Source organism: Bacillus sp. JJ1533 (assembly GCF_036965045.1).
Taxonomy (GTDB): Bacteria; Bacillota; Bacilli; order Bacillales; family Bacillaceae_L; genus Ferdinandcohnia.
In genome coordinates this window covers 1-17317 of sequence record NZ_JBALOV010000055.1, presented here as the reverse complement: position 1 = coordinate 17317, position 17317 = coordinate 1, and the positions used below count along the sequence as shown (strand labels likewise).

The 17317-nt window shown below is 37.2% G+C and carries 26 protein-coding genes; 14 read left to right on the top strand and 12 right to left on the bottom strand.

Translation table 11 applies throughout. The features are described 5' to 3' along the window. Positions 1-237: 237 nt before the first annotated feature. Positions 238-468 carry a DUF2249 domain-containing protein gene (locus tag V7138_RS24050; RefSeq protein WP_335402430.1) on the bottom strand — a complete coding sequence of 77 codons (231 nt, stop codon included), beginning with the start codon at positions 466-468 and terminating at the stop codon, positions 238-240. 200 nt (positions 469-668) lie between these two features. On the opposite strand from V7138_RS24050, the gene V7138_RS24045 reads away from it, so the two are divergent. The 7 genes from V7138_RS24045 (at position 669) to V7138_RS24015 (ending at position 4198) form a co-directional block, all read left to right on the top strand. Next, the gene (locus V7138_RS24045) at positions 669-806 is read left to right on the top strand and encodes a hypothetical protein (RefSeq protein ID WP_335402428.1); all 138 of its coding nucleotides are present in this window, start codon (positions 669-671) and stop codon (positions 804-806) included. A 157-nt stretch (positions 807-963) separates the two neighbouring features. Further along, positions 964-1653 (top strand): Crp/Fnr family transcriptional regulator, encoded by a 690-nt coding sequence (locus V7138_RS24040; protein WP_335402427.1) that lies wholly within the window; start codon positions 964-966, stop codon positions 1651-1653. A gap of 125 nt (positions 1654-1778) precedes the next feature. Further along, complete coding sequence (locus V7138_RS24035) at positions 1779-2030, top strand: DUF2249 domain-containing protein (protein ID WP_335402425.1); 252 nt, start codon at positions 1779-1781, stop codon at positions 2028-2030. Further along, the gene (locus tag V7138_RS24030; RefSeq protein ID WP_335402423.1) at positions 2027-2233 is read left to right on the top strand and encodes a DUF2249 domain-containing protein; all 207 of its coding nucleotides are present in this window, start codon (positions 2027-2029) and stop codon (positions 2231-2233) included. Before V7138_RS24035 ends, V7138_RS24030 begins: the two co-directional genes overlap by 4 nt. Before the next feature lie 14 nt (positions 2234-2247). After that, entirely contained in the window at positions 2248-3489 is a 1242-nt protein-coding gene (locus V7138_RS24025) for a hypothetical protein (protein ID WP_335402422.1), read from the top strand. A 14-nt stretch (positions 3490-3503) separates the two neighbouring features. After that, complete coding sequence (locus V7138_RS24020; protein ID WP_335402420.1) at positions 3504-3806, top strand: metal-sulfur cluster assembly factor; 303 nt, start codon at positions 3504-3506, stop codon at positions 3804-3806. An 83-nt stretch (positions 3807-3889) separates the two neighbouring features. Further along, the gene (locus tag V7138_RS24015; RefSeq protein WP_335402418.1) at positions 3890-4198 is read left to right on the top strand and encodes a metal-sulfur cluster assembly factor; all 309 of its coding nucleotides are present in this window, start codon (positions 3890-3892) and stop codon (positions 4196-4198) included. A 49-nt stretch (positions 4199-4247) separates the two neighbouring features. Here V7138_RS24015 and yjfP read toward each other — a convergent pair whose 3' ends face one another. Then, positions 4248-5015 carry an esterase gene (gene yjfP, locus V7138_RS24010; RefSeq protein WP_335402416.1) on the bottom strand — a complete coding sequence of 256 codons (768 nt, stop codon included), beginning with the start codon at positions 5013-5015 and terminating at the stop codon, positions 4248-4250. A 144-nt stretch (positions 5016-5159) separates the two neighbouring features. Here yjfP and V7138_RS24005 point away from each other — a divergent pair, with 144 nt between their 5' ends. The 3 genes from V7138_RS24005 to V7138_RS23995 all read left to right on the top strand — a co-directional run bounded on the left by V7138_RS24005 (position 5160) and on the right by V7138_RS23995 (position 6586). After that, a complete protein-coding gene (locus V7138_RS24005; RefSeq protein WP_335402414.1) occupies positions 5160-5975 on the top strand; it encodes a Cof-type HAD-IIB family hydrolase in 816 nt (271 codons plus the stop codon). 262 nt (positions 5976-6237) lie between these two features. Beyond that, a complete protein-coding gene (locus V7138_RS24000) occupies positions 6238-6387 on the top strand; it encodes a competence protein (protein WP_335402412.1) in 150 nt (49 codons plus the stop codon). Position 6388: 1 nt separating this feature from the next. Then, positions 6389-6586, top strand: a complete 198-nt coding sequence (locus V7138_RS23995; protein WP_335402410.1) for a DUF3813 domain-containing protein — start codon at positions 6389-6391, stop codon at positions 6584-6586. 53 nt (positions 6587-6639) lie between these two features. On the opposite strand, the gene V7138_RS23990 is transcribed toward V7138_RS23995, so the two are convergent. Together V7138_RS23990 and V7138_RS23985 are read right to left on the bottom strand one after the other, a co-directional pair. Further along, complete coding sequence (locus tag V7138_RS23990) at positions 6640-7518, bottom strand: BsuPI-related putative proteinase inhibitor (RefSeq protein ID WP_335402408.1); 879 nt, start codon at positions 7516-7518, stop codon at positions 6640-6642. Positions 7519-7564: 46 nt separating this feature from the next. Next, on the bottom strand, positions 7565-8410 hold the full coding sequence (locus V7138_RS23985; RefSeq protein ID WP_335402406.1) for a YitT family protein: 846 nt from the start codon (positions 8408-8410) through the stop codon (positions 7565-7567). 160 nt (positions 8411-8570) lie between these two features. On the opposite strand from V7138_RS23985, the gene V7138_RS23980 reads away from it, so the two are divergent. After that, positions 8571-9434 carry a DegV family protein gene (locus V7138_RS23980; RefSeq protein WP_335402404.1) on the top strand — a complete coding sequence of 288 codons (864 nt, stop codon included), beginning with the start codon at positions 8571-8573 and terminating at the stop codon, positions 9432-9434. Positions 9435-9510: 76 nt separating this feature from the next. Then, positions 9511-9642 carry a DUF3941 domain-containing protein gene (locus V7138_RS23975; protein ID WP_010283423.1) on the top strand — a complete coding sequence of 44 codons (132 nt, stop codon included), beginning with the start codon at positions 9511-9513 and terminating at the stop codon, positions 9640-9642. A 75-nt stretch (positions 9643-9717) separates the two neighbouring features. On the opposite strand, the gene V7138_RS23970 is transcribed toward V7138_RS23975, so the two are convergent. Further along, positions 9718-10581, bottom strand: a complete 864-nt coding sequence (locus V7138_RS23970) for a CvfB family protein (RefSeq protein WP_335402402.1) — start codon at positions 10579-10581, stop codon at positions 9718-9720. A gap of 150 nt (positions 10582-10731) precedes the next feature. Here V7138_RS23970 and V7138_RS23965 point away from each other — a divergent pair, with 150 nt between their 5' ends. After that, on the top strand, positions 10732-11223 hold the full coding sequence (locus tag V7138_RS23965) for a YajQ family cyclic di-GMP-binding protein (RefSeq protein ID WP_335402401.1): 492 nt from the start codon (positions 10732-10734) through the stop codon (positions 11221-11223). A gap of 35 nt (positions 11224-11258) precedes the next feature. Here V7138_RS23965 and V7138_RS23960 read toward each other — a convergent pair whose 3' ends face one another. The 7 genes from V7138_RS23960 to V7138_RS23930 all read right to left on the bottom strand — a co-directional run bounded on the left by V7138_RS23960 (position 11259) and on the right by V7138_RS23930 (position 16254). Continuing rightward, positions 11259-11699: a YtoQ family protein gene (locus V7138_RS23960; RefSeq protein WP_335402400.1), complete on the bottom strand. Its 441-nt coding sequence runs from the start codon at positions 11697-11699 to the stop codon at positions 11259-11261. Positions 11700-11747: 48 nt separating this feature from the next. After that, a complete protein-coding gene (locus V7138_RS23955; RefSeq protein WP_335402398.1) occupies positions 11748-12170 on the bottom strand; it encodes a GNAT family N-acetyltransferase in 423 nt (140 codons plus the stop codon). A 357-nt stretch (positions 12171-12527) separates the two neighbouring features. After that, complete coding sequence (locus V7138_RS23950; protein ID WP_335402397.1) at positions 12528-12731, bottom strand: hypothetical protein; 204 nt, start codon at positions 12729-12731, stop codon at positions 12528-12530. Between the two features lie 14 nt (positions 12732-12745). After that, the gene (locus V7138_RS23945) at positions 12746-12892 is read right to left on the bottom strand and encodes a hypothetical protein (protein WP_335402395.1); all 147 of its coding nucleotides are present in this window, start codon (positions 12890-12892) and stop codon (positions 12746-12748) included. Between the two features lie 113 nt (positions 12893-13005). Continuing rightward, the gene (locus tag V7138_RS23940) at positions 13006-14007 is read right to left on the bottom strand and encodes a LolA family protein (RefSeq protein ID WP_335402394.1); all 1002 of its coding nucleotides are present in this window, start codon (positions 14005-14007) and stop codon (positions 13006-13008) included. Positions 14008-14083: 76 nt separating this feature from the next. After that, entirely contained in the window at positions 14084-15547 is a 1464-nt protein-coding gene (locus V7138_RS23935; protein ID WP_335402392.1) for a HAMP domain-containing sensor histidine kinase, read from the bottom strand. Beyond that, a complete protein-coding gene (locus V7138_RS23930) occupies positions 15544-16254 on the bottom strand; it encodes a response regulator transcription factor (RefSeq protein ID WP_335402390.1) in 711 nt (236 codons plus the stop codon). The genes V7138_RS23935 and V7138_RS23930 overlap by 4 nt, the downstream gene beginning before the upstream one ends. 156 nt (positions 16255-16410) lie before the next feature. Between V7138_RS23930 and V7138_RS23925 the strand changes: the two genes are divergently transcribed. Continuing rightward, entirely contained in the window at positions 16411-17277 is an 867-nt protein-coding gene (locus V7138_RS23925; protein WP_335402388.1) for an SDR family oxidoreductase, read from the top strand. Positions 17278-17317 lie beyond the last annotated feature (40 nt).

Below are 17317 nucleotides of genomic sequence, written 5' to 3'. Positions count from 1 at the left end.
TGCGGGATATCAGTTATCGGCTCTCGATTTCCCGATATACCGTTTAGGGCTTTTGCAGGATATCGGTTTTCGGCTCTCGATTCCCGATATACCGTTTAGAGCATTTGCGACTATCATCTATCATTTCTTGAACTCTTAATTTACTGTGTCATCATTTGCAATAAAAATACCAAATGAAAAGGTGTAGGCAAAGCCCTTATTTTGACTTTACCTACACCTTTACTGCTATCCGCTAATTTATTTTTTTCCGATTGCTACTCGCCAAACATCCGGGCCTTGTTCGAGGTATTCCCAAGTGAATTCCTCACCGCGTTCCATCATGAATTGATATTGGAGTGGTCGTGGATCATGGTCATTTGTGAGCTCCATGATTTCACCTGGCTGTAGACTATCAAATGTTCTAAAAATAGTTGGGTGCTTATCCTTCGGTGCATAATCTGGTGCATTTACTTTCGCTGCAAATACCATCTTAACATTCCTCCTTTTGTTTTATGGCTCCATTTTATCGAGTATTAACTGTCTATGTAGTGAAACTTATCACTATGTACATATGTTTTTTATCATATGTCTAGAGAAATATGAGATAATGGGATTAATATTAAAAGACCACGTACGCATCTTGTCCTGCCTCATGATTGTGGAGTCGAAAGAATATACGGGGTGAAAAGATGAAAGAAATGGTTGGTACATGTAAGGAATGTGGGAAGGAAATATATTGTCTGGATGGGTTTATAAATGGTGTCGTCTTTGAAGATAAAAAAGGAATACTTTGCTTTGATTGTGCGGACGAAAAGCAAGTTGACTAGCTAGGAGAATTTCTCCTAGTTTTTTTTATGTAGATTTTTTGAACATTGATACAGTTTCCCATTACCTATGATGTAAATCACAGTTTTAAAAAAGAGGATTGCTACACTTAAGATACAGATGCCTTAGGTATTGTAATTTAATTAAGGAGTGAGAAAGATGGGGATACCATCCATTCGTGATCAATTGAAAGGAGTACCCTTGTTTCGGGAATTAACTCCGGAAGAACTAGATCCCATTGTTGAAATTTCACAGTCTCGATTATATAAACAAAAAATGTTTATCTTTATGCAAGACGATCCACTTGATCGAGTTTTTTTCATTCAATCTGGGAAGGTGAAAATTTACAAATCAGATATGCATGGTAAGGAACAGATTGTGTCCGTGCTTGAAGCTGGGGAAATGTTCCCTCATGCCGGATTTTTTAGGAAAGGCGGATATCCTGCACATGCCGAAGTAATTGAGGATTCGAATATTATTTATACTCCGATTGATCGATTTGAAGAGATCTTAATAAAGAATCCAGAGCTTTGCATCAAAATTTTCAAAGTTTTGGGCGAAAAAATTATGGACCTCCAAAAGCGGCTGGAAGAACAAATCCTTTTAAATACACAAGAACAAATCATTATGCTTTTACTTCGTTTATGTAGAAGCAATGGCGAAAAGATTGGCGATCGTTTTAAGCTGACTACTCAATTCACCAATCGCGAGCTTGCAAACATGATTGGTACCACACGTGAATCCGTAAGTCGCACGATTTCAGTATTAAAAAAGAAGCATATTGTAGACATGACTCCTGATGGGTATTACCTATTAGATCATATGAAGCTTCATGATGAGATTTTCTAGTCCCTTGAAGTAGCGCTCTATTCATTAACGAAATTATTTTAATACTTGTGATTCAAGTCACATCGTTTCTCATTGAAAATGATTATCATTAATTTATAAACGTACTATAAGGGGGTAATCAAAAAATGAATCAATTGGATTCAAACATTGTGGAAGTAGATGTTAGAGAAGACCTTAAAAATAAAATCGAGCCTTTTCAAAAAATTATGGAGGCCGTTAAACCTTTAAAGGATGGCGATATCTTCATTTTACACGCGCCCTTCAAACCGACTCCTTTATTTCCAATATTAAAAGCAAAGGGTTTCTCAAATGAAGCAGAGCAAATTGATAAAAAACATTGGAGGGTCACTTTTACTAAAGGAGTGACCACTAAATGAAATTAGATAATCGAGGTCTTGAGCCACCCACCCCAATGATGAGGACCTTAAAAGCACTCGAGAAACTAAATAAAGGCGATACGTTAACTATAATCAATGATCGGCGCCCTATGTTTTTGTATGAACAACTGGATGAGCTAGGCTATAAACATATAACTGAACCACATCCTGATGGCGGCTTCCAAATTGAAATTACGAAATAAGGAGCTGGTTGCTAATGATGCCTCAATTATCAAATGAAACAGATATTAGGCTGCCACTCTCCTTTATTATCTTTAGTGTTATTGCCTTAGTCGCATCACAGGTAATCCTGTTATTTAATGGACATGTTGTCATAGATGGGAACTTCCGAACCTTTCCCCTTCTTTCATCTGCCCATTTGCTAATACTAGGATGGGCCTTGATGGTTGCGATGGGAGCGATGTACCAGCTTGTACCAGTAGCTTTTTTAACTCCGATTTGGAGTGAAAAATTTGGTTTTGTGCAGTTTTGGGTAACAGCAATCGGTTTTGGTGGTTTTGGAATCACCCTTTCCTTCTCACCTACTTTGTCTATCTTTACAGGCTCACTTGCTGTTATTGGGATTTTGCTATTTCTTGTACAAATGTTTATGACGATGAAAAAACAGGCAAAGAAGAATATTTTAACTGTATTAGTCGGTAGTGCTCTTATTTGCTTACTACTCACCATTAGCCTCGGAATTCTTCTAATCGTAAATTTAGGAGCTGGGTTCGCGAATTTAAACCACCTTGCTATTTTGAAAAGCCATATATTGCTTGGTGTTGCTGGATGGTTTACATTCCTGATTTTCGGTTTTTCCTATAAAATGGTTCCGATGTTTTCATTAGCACATGGCTTTTCTATGAAACCTGCGAGATGGGTCTATATTGTGTATGGGATTGGCCTTTTGGTGACAATTAGCAGCTTTATCACCGATAAAAACTTTTTATTACAGGTAGGTATGAGCATTCTGTTCGCAGGCTTCGCTCTTTTTTCCTATCACATTTCTACGATTATCAAGGTGAGATTAAAGAAAAAGCCAGATAGACCATTTATATTTTCATTAATTGCCATTTGTTTTGGCTTAGCCGTTCACTTTTTCGGAATGATTCTTTCATTCCTTCCAGGGTATTACGAAATTTATGGCGTCCTCATTTTTCTATATATTTTCTTGTGGATTGTTTGCAGTATTCTCGGCTATTTATATAAAATTATTCCCTTTCTTTGGTGGACTCATAGATACAGTAAGCTTATCGGAAAAAGAGATGTACCTACGTTAAAACAAATGATAGATGAAAAAATGGCAATTCCGATTTTTGCAGGCTTTGTTGCAGGGTGCCTTATCGTCGTTTTATCGATTGCGACAGGTCTATTGCTTATCTTTTCAATTGGCCAAAGCCTGGTCGTCGCTTCAACCATGTTTTTCGGATATAGCATTATGAGGGTACTTTTTAAGTAGAGGAGAGAAAAGCAATGGAATTAAGAGAGAAAGTTCTAGATCAATTAAAACAAGTGATCGACCCTGAATTAAATATAAATGTTGTCGATTTAGGACTTATATATGAAATTGATATTAAAGAAAATAATAATGTGTATATCGAAATGACTTTAACTACACCTGGCTGTCCACTTCATGATAGTATTACAAGCGGTGTTAAGCATGCTGTTGCATATCTTGAAGAGGTTAATGATGTCGAAGTTTTAATGGTTTGGCATCCTGCCTGGTCTCCTGAGCGCATGTCAGAAAATGCAATGAAGCAATTAAGAGGCTATTGATTTATTGATGCAATGCATTTCACTTTCTAAGGATGTTTCGTTATACTTTAAATTAAGCTATTTCTCGAAAGGAGAGTTATTAAATGGATGAAGCTTTAAAGGAAAATATTATGGGAGCACTTGAACAGGTAGTTGACCCTGAGCTAGGGATTGACATTGTAAACTTAGGACTTGTATATGATGTAGATATGAATGACGAAGGTGTGGCTCAAGTTTCCATGACTTTAACATCAATGGGTTGTCCACTTGCTGGAACAATTGCTATGGATGTAAAACGCGTTCTAACTGAATTGCCTGAAGTCAAGGACGTAGATGTTAACATCGTGTGGAACCCACCTTGGAACAAAGACATGATGAGTCGTTACGCAAAAATTGCGTTAGGGATCAGGTAAATTGAAAAAGAAAGAACGTGTCGATTAACTTCAACACGTTCTTTCTTTTTTATAGATGCTTTTTAAACCATTCAACTGATGCAAGTAGCCCTTCTCTTGTTACTTTATGGTCCGCACGTGTATCGGCAATAAAGGATAGATTCTCCTGTTTCCCTTTATACATTGGTTTAATTTCTTGATAAAATTCATACGTATATGTGAATGGTACCATCTTGTCTTTTTCACCATGCCAGAAAAACAATGGTCTACCGTTTAATTTTTCTGGTTGTATGCTTAAATCATAATTTCTTAATTCTGCATATTTTTCTTCTAACTCAGCGTCTGAAAAAGGAAGTTCAATGTCATGTCGTTTTAATTCCTCAATTTGTCCACGGCAGAACTCCTCGTAATATGGACTCCCCATGAGACTTACCGCCGTCTTAATCCATGGATATTGGGTCAATGCACCAAGTGTCACAATGCCTCCCATTGAGGTTCCTGCTACTCCAATCCTTGTTTCATCAACCAAGCCTTTTCCGACTATTTCGTCCTTCATCCATTGAAGTTCTTTAATTTCATTGATGACAATATCCCAGAACTTAAAATTCATTTCAAGCTCTTCAAGACCCTTTTCTCTTTCACCATGGTAATCTGCTTCAGGTAAAACCACCCGAAATCCTTCCTCTGCATATAGATAGGCATAGTGAAGATTATGTTCTTTGGCACTGCCAAACCCATGTATGAACATGATTAACGGAGCTTTTTCATCTTTTAATTGCTTTTTTACAATATGTAATACCGGAATGTCTGCAATTTTCATTTTTTCAACAATAACCACTCTTTTGTGCTCCTTTACTAAAAAACTTTAAGATATTCTCTAGTGTATCATTAATTTTAATTTACCTAAAAAGATTGGCTTTTCAATTGACGATTTTTTTATTATCTGTTTAAGTAGAAGAAAGAGAGAGCAGAGGAGATTGTTATGACAAAACAACATTTAATCGCACTTGACCTAGATGGTACGTTACTTAAAGATGATAAAACTATCTCAAAAAGAACAAAAGAGACAATCCAAAAAGCAAAACAGGACGGTCATATGGTTATGATTGCGACAGGAAGACCTTACCGTTCCAGCTCCATGTACTATCAAGAACTAGAACTTACAACACCAATAGTTAATTTCAATGGAGCTTTTGTTCATCACCCTCTTGATAAAAACTGGGGTGTCTATCATGACACACTTGAATTAAAAACAGTAAAAGAGATAGTTGAGGTTGCAGATAATTTCCGCGTAAAAAATATTTTAGCAGAAGTGATTGATGACGTATATTTTCATTATCACGATGAAACGATGTTAGACATTTTTGGTATGGGAAAGCCGAATATTGAAACAGGTGATTTACGAAAAATCTTAAAGCATGACCCAACTTCATTGTTAATACATCCTGATGAAGAAATTGCGGACCCTATCCGAAAGTATCTTTCTGAAATGCATGCTGAAGTAGTCGATCACCGAAAATGGGCTGCTCCTTGGCATGTTATCGAAATCGTTAAATCAGGTTTAAATAAAGCGGTTGGGATTCAAAAGGTTGCCAACTATTATCAAATCCCGAAAGATCGTATTATTGCCTTTGGTGATGAAGATAATGATTTAGAAATGATTGAATATGCTGGACATGGAATTGCGATGGGAAATGGGATTGATGAGTTAAAAAATATCGCAAACCATGTGACCATGACAAATGAAGAGGACGGAATTGCTCTTTATTTAGAGGATGTACTCAAATTAAGAAAATAAGCTAGAAACCGGTGGATGATCCGGTTTCTTTTTTTATGTAGAGGTTAAATGGAGTAGTGACCTACCTTTTATTAATTGTGACCCATTAAATTTTTTTGTGCCCTACCTTAGGTTATTTGTTCCCTAACCGAAAATAATTGTTCCCTATCTAAAACAAACAGAAATAATTACCTTCTATATTCCACTCCCCATCATCAAACAATATGATTAGCGCCTTTTATAAGCGCGCTTCTTTTAAAGCTGTTAAAGGGGGAATTTACGGATGGGTAGCAATAAATCAAAACGATTTGTTCATCAAGGTGCAGATGCAGTTCAACAACATGCTCAGCGCTTTCCTTACCGTTCAACTCTAGCTGAAGCAGAAGCTAAGAAAAATGCAAAAGTCGAAAATTCATCACTTGGAGGAATATAAAATGGGAAACCCTTTATTCCAAAAGGCTCGTGAAACTGTGGAAGTTGCGAAATTAGCAAGCACGGGTCAAAGTGATACATCCCTACAGGATGCAATTTCGGTTGCAAAAAATGCACTTTCTTCTGCTTATGCTAACTCTACAACAGCCGAAAAAGAACAACTCCGCGAATTACAAAATGAATTAGACGAACTCCATTAAGTCGGCTAATTTCAAAAAAAAGAGGGTCAGACATATCGTCTGACCCTTCCCCTTTATTGAAACTGTTGAAGTTTTGCGTGATATGGATTTGTGATTGAACCATCCTTTGCACTTCTTTCGTATAAGTGAAGAATTAATGCTCCGTTTTTAGGGAGTTTCTCCTTTGAAATCGAAATTTTGATTTCAAATGGTGCCCATGCTGGTGCACCTTCTGATGCCATTTGAACAGTTTCAGGAATCACATAATCATGGCCATCCTCTACGGCATAGAAGAATATTGCTTCAAACACTCTTACCTCACCAGTAACAGTATATTCACCATTTTCTCCAAGTACTTGAACATTGCGAAACGCTGTATTCATCTCTTCTTCAGGAATTGTGAAGGTTTCTTGTGCCTGCAGCGCATTGTTTTCGATTTTTTGTTCATTTACCTCTGAGGCAGTCAGAAAGATATTAGCCTTATATTCTCCAGGAGAAAGCCTTGCTCCATCATTTGATGTATAATCCCATGGTTCTTCCCATACCTTCTCTTCACCTGGTTTTAACTCCATGACTTCAATCGATTGGATGAACATCTTATCGATTGAATAGCGATAGACTTCTTCTCCTTTTGAATCCGTTACAACAATTTCATATTTTTGGCCACCTGGAATCGTTACTTTTACAGAATCGTCGCTCGTATTTTTTAATGAAATTGTAAAGATTGCTTCATTTTCTCCCGTTTTAATGGATAGGTTTGTTTGAAGTTTTTCTATCACGTTCTTATCGCCTCCAGGTTCTTCACTCTCTTGTTCTGGTGGTGTTTCTGTCTCTACTTTTTCACCGCCCCCTGAATTTACTGGAAGAGCTTCTTCTGTTTTTGTTGTACCACATCCTGAAATGATAAATACACTCATTATTAATACTAAGGCTGCTAGAAGCCATTTTTTCATATTTGTCACCCCTTTATCTTATTTGTCGAATGATCCTTTAAAAAAGTTACTGTTCTTTGCGAAATAATCCATAAACACCAACTGTCTGAACAATATTTGTAAAGGCATGAGGATCAACTTCCTTAATAACCCGCTCTAAGTCATATAATTCATATCTTGTTAAAACGATCATTAGCATATCTTTTGGTTCGCTTGAAAATGCTCCTTTTGCAGGAAGCATCGTTATTCCTCTTACTAACCTGGAGTGGATGGCTTGTTTCAATTCGTCTGCTTTTTTCGTCACGATCAACGCTGTAACCTTTACATGACTTGTATGGACTGTATCAATTACCCTTGTCAAAACATATAAGGCAACGAGTGTATACAACGCTTTTTCCCAGCCAAATAAGAAACCTGCCGTTAAAATAATAAGCCCGTTTAGTGTAAAAATAAAGGTTCCAATCGGCTTATCTTTTGATCTCGATAAGACAAGCGCTATGATATCAAGACCACCTGTGGAAGCTCCCCACTTCAAGGTTAAGCCGATACCAATCGCTTGGATGACGGCACCAAATACAGCGTTAAGTAAAATATCGTCGGAAATTCGTTCGAGTGGTATTATCGTTAAGAATAAGGACGTTAAAGCGACAGATATAAAGCTGTACAGTGTAAAGGACTTCCCTACCTTTTTCCATCCTAAAATCGCAACTGGTATGTTTAACAATAGTAAAATGACACCCGTTGAAACTTGAAATGGTGTGTAATCACCGATAATTCTAAATAACAACTGTGACACACCAGTAAACCCTGAAGAATAGACGTCTGCTGGAATTAAAAATAAATTCAAGGCAGCGGCATTTAGCAATGCACCAAATATCACAATGATGACTTTTTTCACTTCTCTATTAACCATTTAAATAGTCCTCCTGGAACAACATTCTTCAATTACAAAAGTAAATGAGTTGTCATACAAAATTTTCCCACATTTGTTGTAATTTTATCCAATACTCGCTACACTTACAGTAGGCAAGTTTGTCTTTCAAACTTGACCATGAAAAAAGAAGGTGAGACTTTTGACCGTTAGAATTCTTACTGATAGCGGTAGTGACCTACCTCTTCAATTTTTTGAAGAAAACAATGTTACCTTATTCTCCTTAGGAGTTCATCTAGATGGGCAAGATTATGAAGATATTGCGACGATAGAGCCAGTAAAAGTATTTGAAGCGATGAAAAAAGGGAGTGCGCCAAAAACATCCCAAGTTCCACCACACCGTTTTAAAGAGGTTTTTACTGAGATTGCAAAAGAAAAGCAATCTGCTGTGTACATTGCTTTTTCATCACAATTATCAGGAACCTACCAAACAGCAGTCATGATGAGCGAAGAAGTAAAGGAAGAATATCCTGACCTTGATTTGACGATTATTGACACGAAATGTGCATCACTTGGACAAGGTCTTGTTGTGAAAGAAGCTGCTGAGTTAGCTGCCAAGGGGGCTTCAAAAGAAGATGTCGTAAACCTGGCTAACTTCTACAGCACTCATATGGAACATCTTTTTACAGTAGATGATCTGGAATATTTAGCTCGTGGGGGACGTATTAGTAAAGCTTCCGCCTTTGTCGGAGGATTGTTAAACATCAAGCCTCTCTTAAATGTTGAAGATGGAAAGCTAGTCCCACTTGAAAAAATTCGGGGAAAAAAGAAAGTATATAAACGAATTGTTGAGCTAATGGAAGAACGCGGCGTGGATTTATCAAATCAGACAATTGGGATTAGCCACGGAGATGTGGAAAATGAAGTACTTGAATTAAAAAAGGTATTTGAAGAAAAGTTCGGGTGTAAATCATTTTATATCAATGTAATTGGTGCTGCAATTGGGTCACATGCAGGCCCAGGAACCATAGCGATCTTCTTCTTAAACGAAATGCCGAAGAGCTAATTTTACATAGTTTGAAAAACGACTGGATATCCTAATTTTGAACGTCTTCTTAATGGATTGAAGGGAGTGTACATGTATGCCAAAAACTAGCGATAATGATAAAAAAGCGCAAGACAACAATGCATTACGACATGAAAAAAACATGATGAGAGAAAAAAATCGTCAGGCAGGTAAACACCAATATTCTAAGAAAACAGATCATCTATAGAATAGCGTAAGTCGCTTGGAGCTAGACATCCTTAAAACAAACGCATCGGTCCTTTTATAACCGATGCGTTTTCCTTTACTCTTCTTTTTTGAAATAGGTCCAGCCATCTTCTTGATATACCTTTCCTTCTTTCATTAGCTTTCCTAGTGCACGTTTAAAGGCAGCTTTACTCATGTCAAACCTCGCTGTAATATCTTCAGGAGAGCTTTTATCCCAATACGGCATGGCTCCTCCACGGCTTTCTAAATACTGATAAATTTTCAAGGCATCGTCGCCCATGATTTCATGACCTCTACCAAGCAAAGATACATTTACAGAGCCGTCGTCCTTCACATCAATAATACGACCTTGTACCTTCTCTCCTACTCTCGGTTCCCTTGTCCGTTGACTCTCATGAATAAAGCCAAGGTACCCTTCCTCTGAGATCATAAACGAGCCAACCATTAATAAACGATATACGGTTCCAGTTATATTCTTATTAAAATCTTTTCTAGTTGCTGGCTTTGATATCGAGCGGATGACATCTTCAGTTGCAAGCTTTCCAAACAGTCTGCCGTTTTTGTCTGTTCGTAGGGTTACATAAAGCTTGTCACCTGGTTCTGGCCAAAGGTCCCAAACTTCATGCAATTCATCCTTAGAAACAAGAATATCTTTGTTAATTCCAATATTGACGAAAGCCCCTAGCTCATGTTTGATTTCGACTACTTCTGCCCAATCATAGAAACCAATTTGAATCGTTGGTATTGTCATGGAAGCTGCTAGTCTCCCTTGATGGTCTTGAAAAAGAAAAACAGTAACATCCTCATCTGGGTCAAAGCCATCTATTATTTCATTTGTATGTAATAAAACATCTTCTTCACCGTTTGTTAAAAAATAGCCAAACGGGGCATCTCTATCAACACGTAATGTAACTACCGTACCTGGTTCTAATGCATTCATTTCATAAACCTCTTTCTCATGTACTTTCTTTGTCATTACATAGTATAGACGTTTGGGACCACAATTTACTAGTATAGTTTTGGAAAAAGTTGTTCAAATTGCTAAGATTGTCTATAATCAAGGCAAATATACTTTTTTTGGAGGTAGGCAATGGCAAAAGAGAGCTCATTCGATATTGTGTCAAAGGTGGATTTGCCTGAAGTAACAAATGCAATTAGTATTGCAAAAAAAGAGATTCAAAACCGCTATGATTTCAAAGGTAGTAAAAGTGACATCTCACTTGATAAGGAAGAACTTGTCTTGGTATCTGACGATGAGTACAAGCTCGAGCAATTAAAGGATGTTCTGATCAGTAAAATGATCAAGCGTGGCGTTGCAACACGAAATATTGACTATGGAAAAATCGAAAATGCATCTGGTGGAACTGTTCGTCAGCGTGCAAAATTAATTCAAGGCATTGACAAGGAGAACGCGAAGAAAATCAATACGATTATTAAAAACAGCGGTCTAAAAGTGAAAAGTCAAGTACAGGACGACCAAGTCCGCGTGACAGGAAAAAGCAGGGACGAACTTCAACAAATTATTAATGCAATCCGTGAAGCAGATTTACCAATTGATGTCCAATTTATTAATTATCGATAGGCAGAATGCAGCGGTCTATGGCCCGCTGCATTTTACTATTCAAAAATATAACTAAGTACTTCTAAAGCCTGGTCAATTGTTTCGACCGTAACATTCGCTCTATTCGATAATTCCTTTAACGGATGTATGAGTGAGGTTGGTCTTACGATAATCGTAGGTTTATTCATGGTAATTGCTGCACTTGCATCCATTGCCGTATTCCATTGCTTATATTTTTCCCCAAATAATGCGATAACCACATCTGATTTTTGCATCAATACCAGTGTTCTGAAATTATTAATGTCTGATGCTGCATCATCCTTGTAGAAGTTTCCAGGTTGTTCTCCTAGTATTTCTTCTCCAATATTATCGGACTTATCATGGTTTGTTTGCGGGCCGACAAAGGTTAACGGGAGATTTTTTGCCTCTGCCTTCACTTTTATTTCTTCTCGCCAATTGTCATGAATTTGTCCCGCTAAATAAACTGTTAACTGCACAATACCACTCCTCATGTCTTTTACTATTATCGTATCATAGATCGATGTTTATTTAACAAATTTACACATGATGATTTCATCTTCATAATGGGAATCACTAAATTTTACAAACTTAACTTTTCTACCTTCTTCTTGGAAGCCAAATTTTTTATATAAATGGATTGCCCTTTTATTATGAGAGAATACTTCAAGACATACTTTTTCTAGTCCAGGCTCTTTCTGGGCCCACTGGAGTAAATATTCCATTAGTTTGCTTCCAATCCCATGATTGCAGTATGCTTCTTGAATACTTATACCAAAGTACCCTAGGTGAGAGAGTCGCTTTCTTTTCGAGGATTGGAAATTTAAATTCCCAATAATTTTACCTTCTGTTTCTGCTACCACAATTAAATTTCCCGGCTTTGTATGGTCCTCTATCCATTTTTCCTCCTCCTCAACTGTGGTTTTAAACTCCTCTGGTGCAGTTAGCATATATGTGGACTCACTAAGAACGATTTTCGTGTGTTCGATAAGTTGAGAAGCATCCCTCTTTTATGACAGGTCTAATATTAGCCTCCATATAAAACCCCCATCTCAAAATTATTTTATGTTATCTATTTCTTTATAAGTAATTGAATTTCCTTTTATAGAACTGATTTTGTTTTTTAGTGGTTCTTATGGTTCTCAATCTTTCGAGAAAGCATAAAAATCTTGTATAAGGTTAGACTTTTAGATAAATCTGTAAAAAAACTTATCATAAACACCCCTACTAGCTTGGCTATTGATAATTCCTTTAAAAAAAGCCAAAAAAGAAGACTCTCCCTCCCTGGAAAGTCTTCTACGCAAACACTAGTAATACCCAACTGCTTGCAAAATAATTACACCGACTATTGATACAATGCTACCGGTTACTAACACTATAAGAAGGGTGTTGAATCTTCTTGTATCTAGCCAAACGACTACCCCAACTACCATTGTAACTAGGAACCCAAAAAAGAGGGATGCATATGGATTTGAAGGGTTTATCCAATCATTTACACTTAAGAAGTCCATTTATTTAACTCCTTCTACGATTGTATAGCCGGAGTACTCAAGAATACCGTAAGTCCTCCGACAATCGCTAAAATCACACCAACTAGGCTAAATGAAGACAAATATATACCTAGTGGGAAAACCAATGCCCCAAGAACAAATAATACCTTTGCGATTTTCACCATTTCACCTCTTCTACCTAAGTACTGACTCCTTTACTCTGTCAGCCATCCAACGATTTCGAATCTTTTTTCCCCAGTCCTCTCCATTTTCCTTTAAGGACAAAACTCTCCACCTACAATTCAGTATTCAACACCATGTCTTTCGTCATTTCGAGTACTTCTTCCATCTCAAGGTCAGGGTTTTGAATAATGATTGTATAGCGAAGACCGTTCTCATCCCAGCTTATCGCATTTATAAAATCATCATATTCTGCATGTTGACCTCGAACTTGCCATTTGCCTGGTTTAATTTCAGTTCCTGCTTCTTCTGGAGTCGGAAAAACCGAAACTAATAAAGAAGGAACACCATTATTTAAATAATAAACAGTAATCTCTGGACGATTGACTATACCTTGAAGATTGACAACTTCCACATTATCGACTGTTATATCTTTACCTGCGAATACAAGGAATGGTTGGTCTAATGCTGTTTGCGCTTCTTCTATTGAACCAAAGGTAGGCTCAAACTCTGATTCAATTGGGTTAATCGTCACATTTTTAGGTATATCTAAGGTGAACGTATCCTTCTCAAAATTAGGTGAAAAGTCGAGTACCTTGTATTCAAATTCAGATTTCGTTTCTCCAACAACGGAGATAGATTTTACTACAAACCATGTCTTTTGATCGACCCAAAGTTCAACTTCTCCAAATAAATTAGAATCTTTATTTGGCGTTGCCTTGATATGATAAACATTTAAATCAATTATTTTTTCTTCACCCATAATTTCATATTTATGTGTTTTTTTAATCGCATCTAACATGGTCATGAGTTGTTCTTTAGGTGAGGCATCTAATAACGGCATACTCTCTTCTGTTAGATCGATACTAAATGCCGTTTCACTTCCCTTTTCATAGGATATTACCTGTTTTCCATCATTTAATGCATAGGATTCAAGATCACTAGTAAGACCTGTTGTAATGATTTTTCGTTTACCGTCATCTGCCGCGTACTCTTTAAAACTAGCATTTTCGGTTATCTCTCCATTTGACGTAAGCTTTATGTCCCCCTCTCCATAATAAGACAACTTATTTTCCTTTGCCGACAAGACTTTCGTTACAATTTCCTCTGAAGACACAGCCATATCCCCCTTACAGGCCGATAATAGGCCCGTTAGTAGAATAGCAAGTAACAAGATTATTTTTTTCCTCACTTTATTCCAATCCTTCCTTAATCCAGCAAGCAAGTAATGTTCCTTCTTTTTCCGCTGACCAGATCCCAATTTTTCCATTTTGTTGTTCCATTAACATTTTCGAAATGCTTAATCCAAGCCCAGAACTACCACCATTGTTCCTAGCATCTTCTGCCTGAAAAAATGGTTGAAAAACTTTGTCCCATTGTTCTTGTGGTATTCCTTTTCCTTCATTTTGAATTAGGATAACAGTACCTTCTTTTCGCCATACCTCAACGTCTTCGTAAAAATCTTTAAACACCCAGTCTGGTAATCTGGTATCACTTGAAATCGCAGCAAGCCAAATCTGATTTCCTTTTTCTGTATGACGAATGGCATTGCCCATAATATTATCAACAACTCTCACCATTTGCTTTGGATCGAGTCTGTAGGTTTCTTTAATAGATTGATGAACAACTAGTGAAACCCCTTTTCGATTACAAGGTTCCTCATATCCAGATAACAGCATGTCAAAATACTCATCCCCTTCAACTTCAACAAGATCAGTTCGTTGTTTAGATGTTTGTAATGCCGTGTACATCGTTAAATCATCGAGCATTCGTTTCATGTATTCGAGCTTCTCGAAAAGAATTTCCTTATATTCAATCCTCTCTTGTTCTGAAAGTATTTCATCATTCTGCAAGGCTTCAGTATAAGCACGAATGACTGTTAAAGGTGTTTTTAAATCATGTGATAATGAGGCGACAATAAATTCTTTTTCTTTTTGTTGTACAGCAAGAGCCTCTTGAGTTTGTTCAATCTGTGTTTTCATTTTCCAAAAATGCTTGATTAAATTCCCTATTTCATCATTAGATTCACGAATTTGCGTTGGCAGTTTTTCTCCATTTGCAAAAGCTGTCATCTGCGTCTGCAAGTGGCTTAATGGTCGAATCAATTTTCGATTTAATAGGACCACTACAATGATATAGAGGAGGATGATAAAAATACTGAATAACAGACCCAACAACATGTAGCGGTTCGTTACCCCTTCAATCCAGTCCTCTCTCGCAATTGAAATCTCAAAAATGCCAACAACATCTCCATCACTAACAACAGGCTTTTTTAATGTAAAGGTGCGAGAGTTCTTTTGAAGATCATTTAGATTTCTATATACATGTTCAATATTTATCGTTGTAAACCCGTATGAACCTGGACCGGGTAAACTTGAAAAAACAACAACGCCATCAGACCGGTATAATGTAATTTTAATCGTTTCGTTCGACAAAGCTTGAACGGATTCAAACTGGTCTTTCGGTTGAAGTTTATATAATTTAGGGTCTACGAGCTTTGGTTCAATCTCCTCCATCTTCTTGGTCATCTCTACGTATTCAACAAGGGCTTGCTTATCGTCGAGATTACTGATACTTACATAAAGGAAATAGAGCGCGCCCACAGGGAGCAGCATCACGATAAAAAAACAAACCAACAACCATTGTTTAATTTTCATATACTTTGCTCTCCTATAAATCGATAGCCTACTCCCCAAACAGTTTGAATAAACTTAGCCGAGCGTGTTTCATCTCCTAATTTAGCCCGCAAACTTTTAATATGAACTGTCACCGTATTATTTCCATCCACATCTTCCTGTTGCCAAATATGCTCATAGATGTCTGTCTTTGAAAAGGTTTGTAACGGGTTTTTGGCTAATAAAATCAATAGTTCTCTTTCCTTTGAGCTCATTTGAACAACGTTGCCGTTTAAATAAATGAGCTCATTCGTAAAATCAATGGTCAGTCCATTCATATAGTTGATGCGATTTTCATTTGATGTCTTTTTGTTATATCTTCTAAACCTTCTTAAATGAGAACCGATTCTAGCACTCAACTCCTCAAGACTAAATGGCTTTGTGACATAATCATCAGCCCCTAGATTCAATCCTCTAATCTTACTTTCTTCCTCATTTCGTGCACTTAAAATGAGGAGAGGAATTTCACTTTCCAATCGAATGGTTTTACATAATGTATACCCATCCATTTCTGGGAGCATTAAATCGATTAAAGCAAGGTCATAGTACTCCTCTTTAAAATCCTCCCAGCCTTCTTTTCCCGTAGATGCCCATGTCACGGAATAACCTTCCTTCCGTAAATGATCACAAACAATCCGGGCAATTTCCTTATCATCTTCAACAAGTAGAATTTTTTCAGGTTTTTCCATGGATAACCCCTCTTTCGATCTATTTTCATTATAAGGGATGTTATGGTGTACTTTTTGATATTTTATAAATACTTAATAATTTACAAATAAGGTATATTCAAACCCCTTTAATAAAAAAGTAAGTAACGTACTTGAATTCATTAAAGAGGTGTTTGTATGTCAAATAATCAAGGAAAGAATATTTTGCCTCCACAGCATCAAAACCACCAGCCTGGAACTGAGACCGAGATGGTACCGAGACCCGTTTCCGAGGATCATGCCTATCAGGGCAGTAATAAGCTACAAAATAAAGTTGCTATTATCACTGGTGGGGATAGTGGAATTGGAAAAGCCGTTGCGATTCATTTTGCGAAAGAAGGCGCAAATGTTGTTATCGTTTATTTGAATGAGCATGAGGATGCGAAGGAAACAAAGCGCCAGGTTGAAGAAGAGGGACAAAAATGTTTACTTCTATCCGGCGATATCGGAAGTGAAGATTTCTGTAAAGAGATTGTGAAGAGAACGGTGGATACGTTTGGCAAGCTAGATATCTTAGTCAATAACGCTGCTGAACAGCATCCACAAAAGAGTATCTCGAACATTACAGCAGAGCAGCTTGAAAAAACATTCCGAACCAATATTTTTTCTTATTTTTATTTAACGAAGGCGGCTCTCCCCCACTTAAAACAGGGAAGCTCAATTATCAATACGGCATCGGTAACGGCCTATAAAGGAAATGAGCAACTCATTGACTATTCTTCAACAAAAGGTGCCGTCGTTTCTTTTACAAGATCACTCTCCATGCAACTGGTCGGAAAAGGAATCCGTGTAAATGGAGTGGCACCAGGACCGATTTGGACACCATTGATTCCATCGACCTTTACAAATGAACAAGTGGCAAAGTTTGGCTCAACAACACCAATGAAACGACCAGGACAACCTGAGGAAGTCGCACCAAGCTATATTTTCCTTGCAAGTGATGACGCTTCCTATATGTCTGGTCAAATTCTTCACGTAAATGGTGGAGAAATCGTGAATGGATAAAAAATAAGCATCATCCTCTACTAAAATGTACCCTATAGAG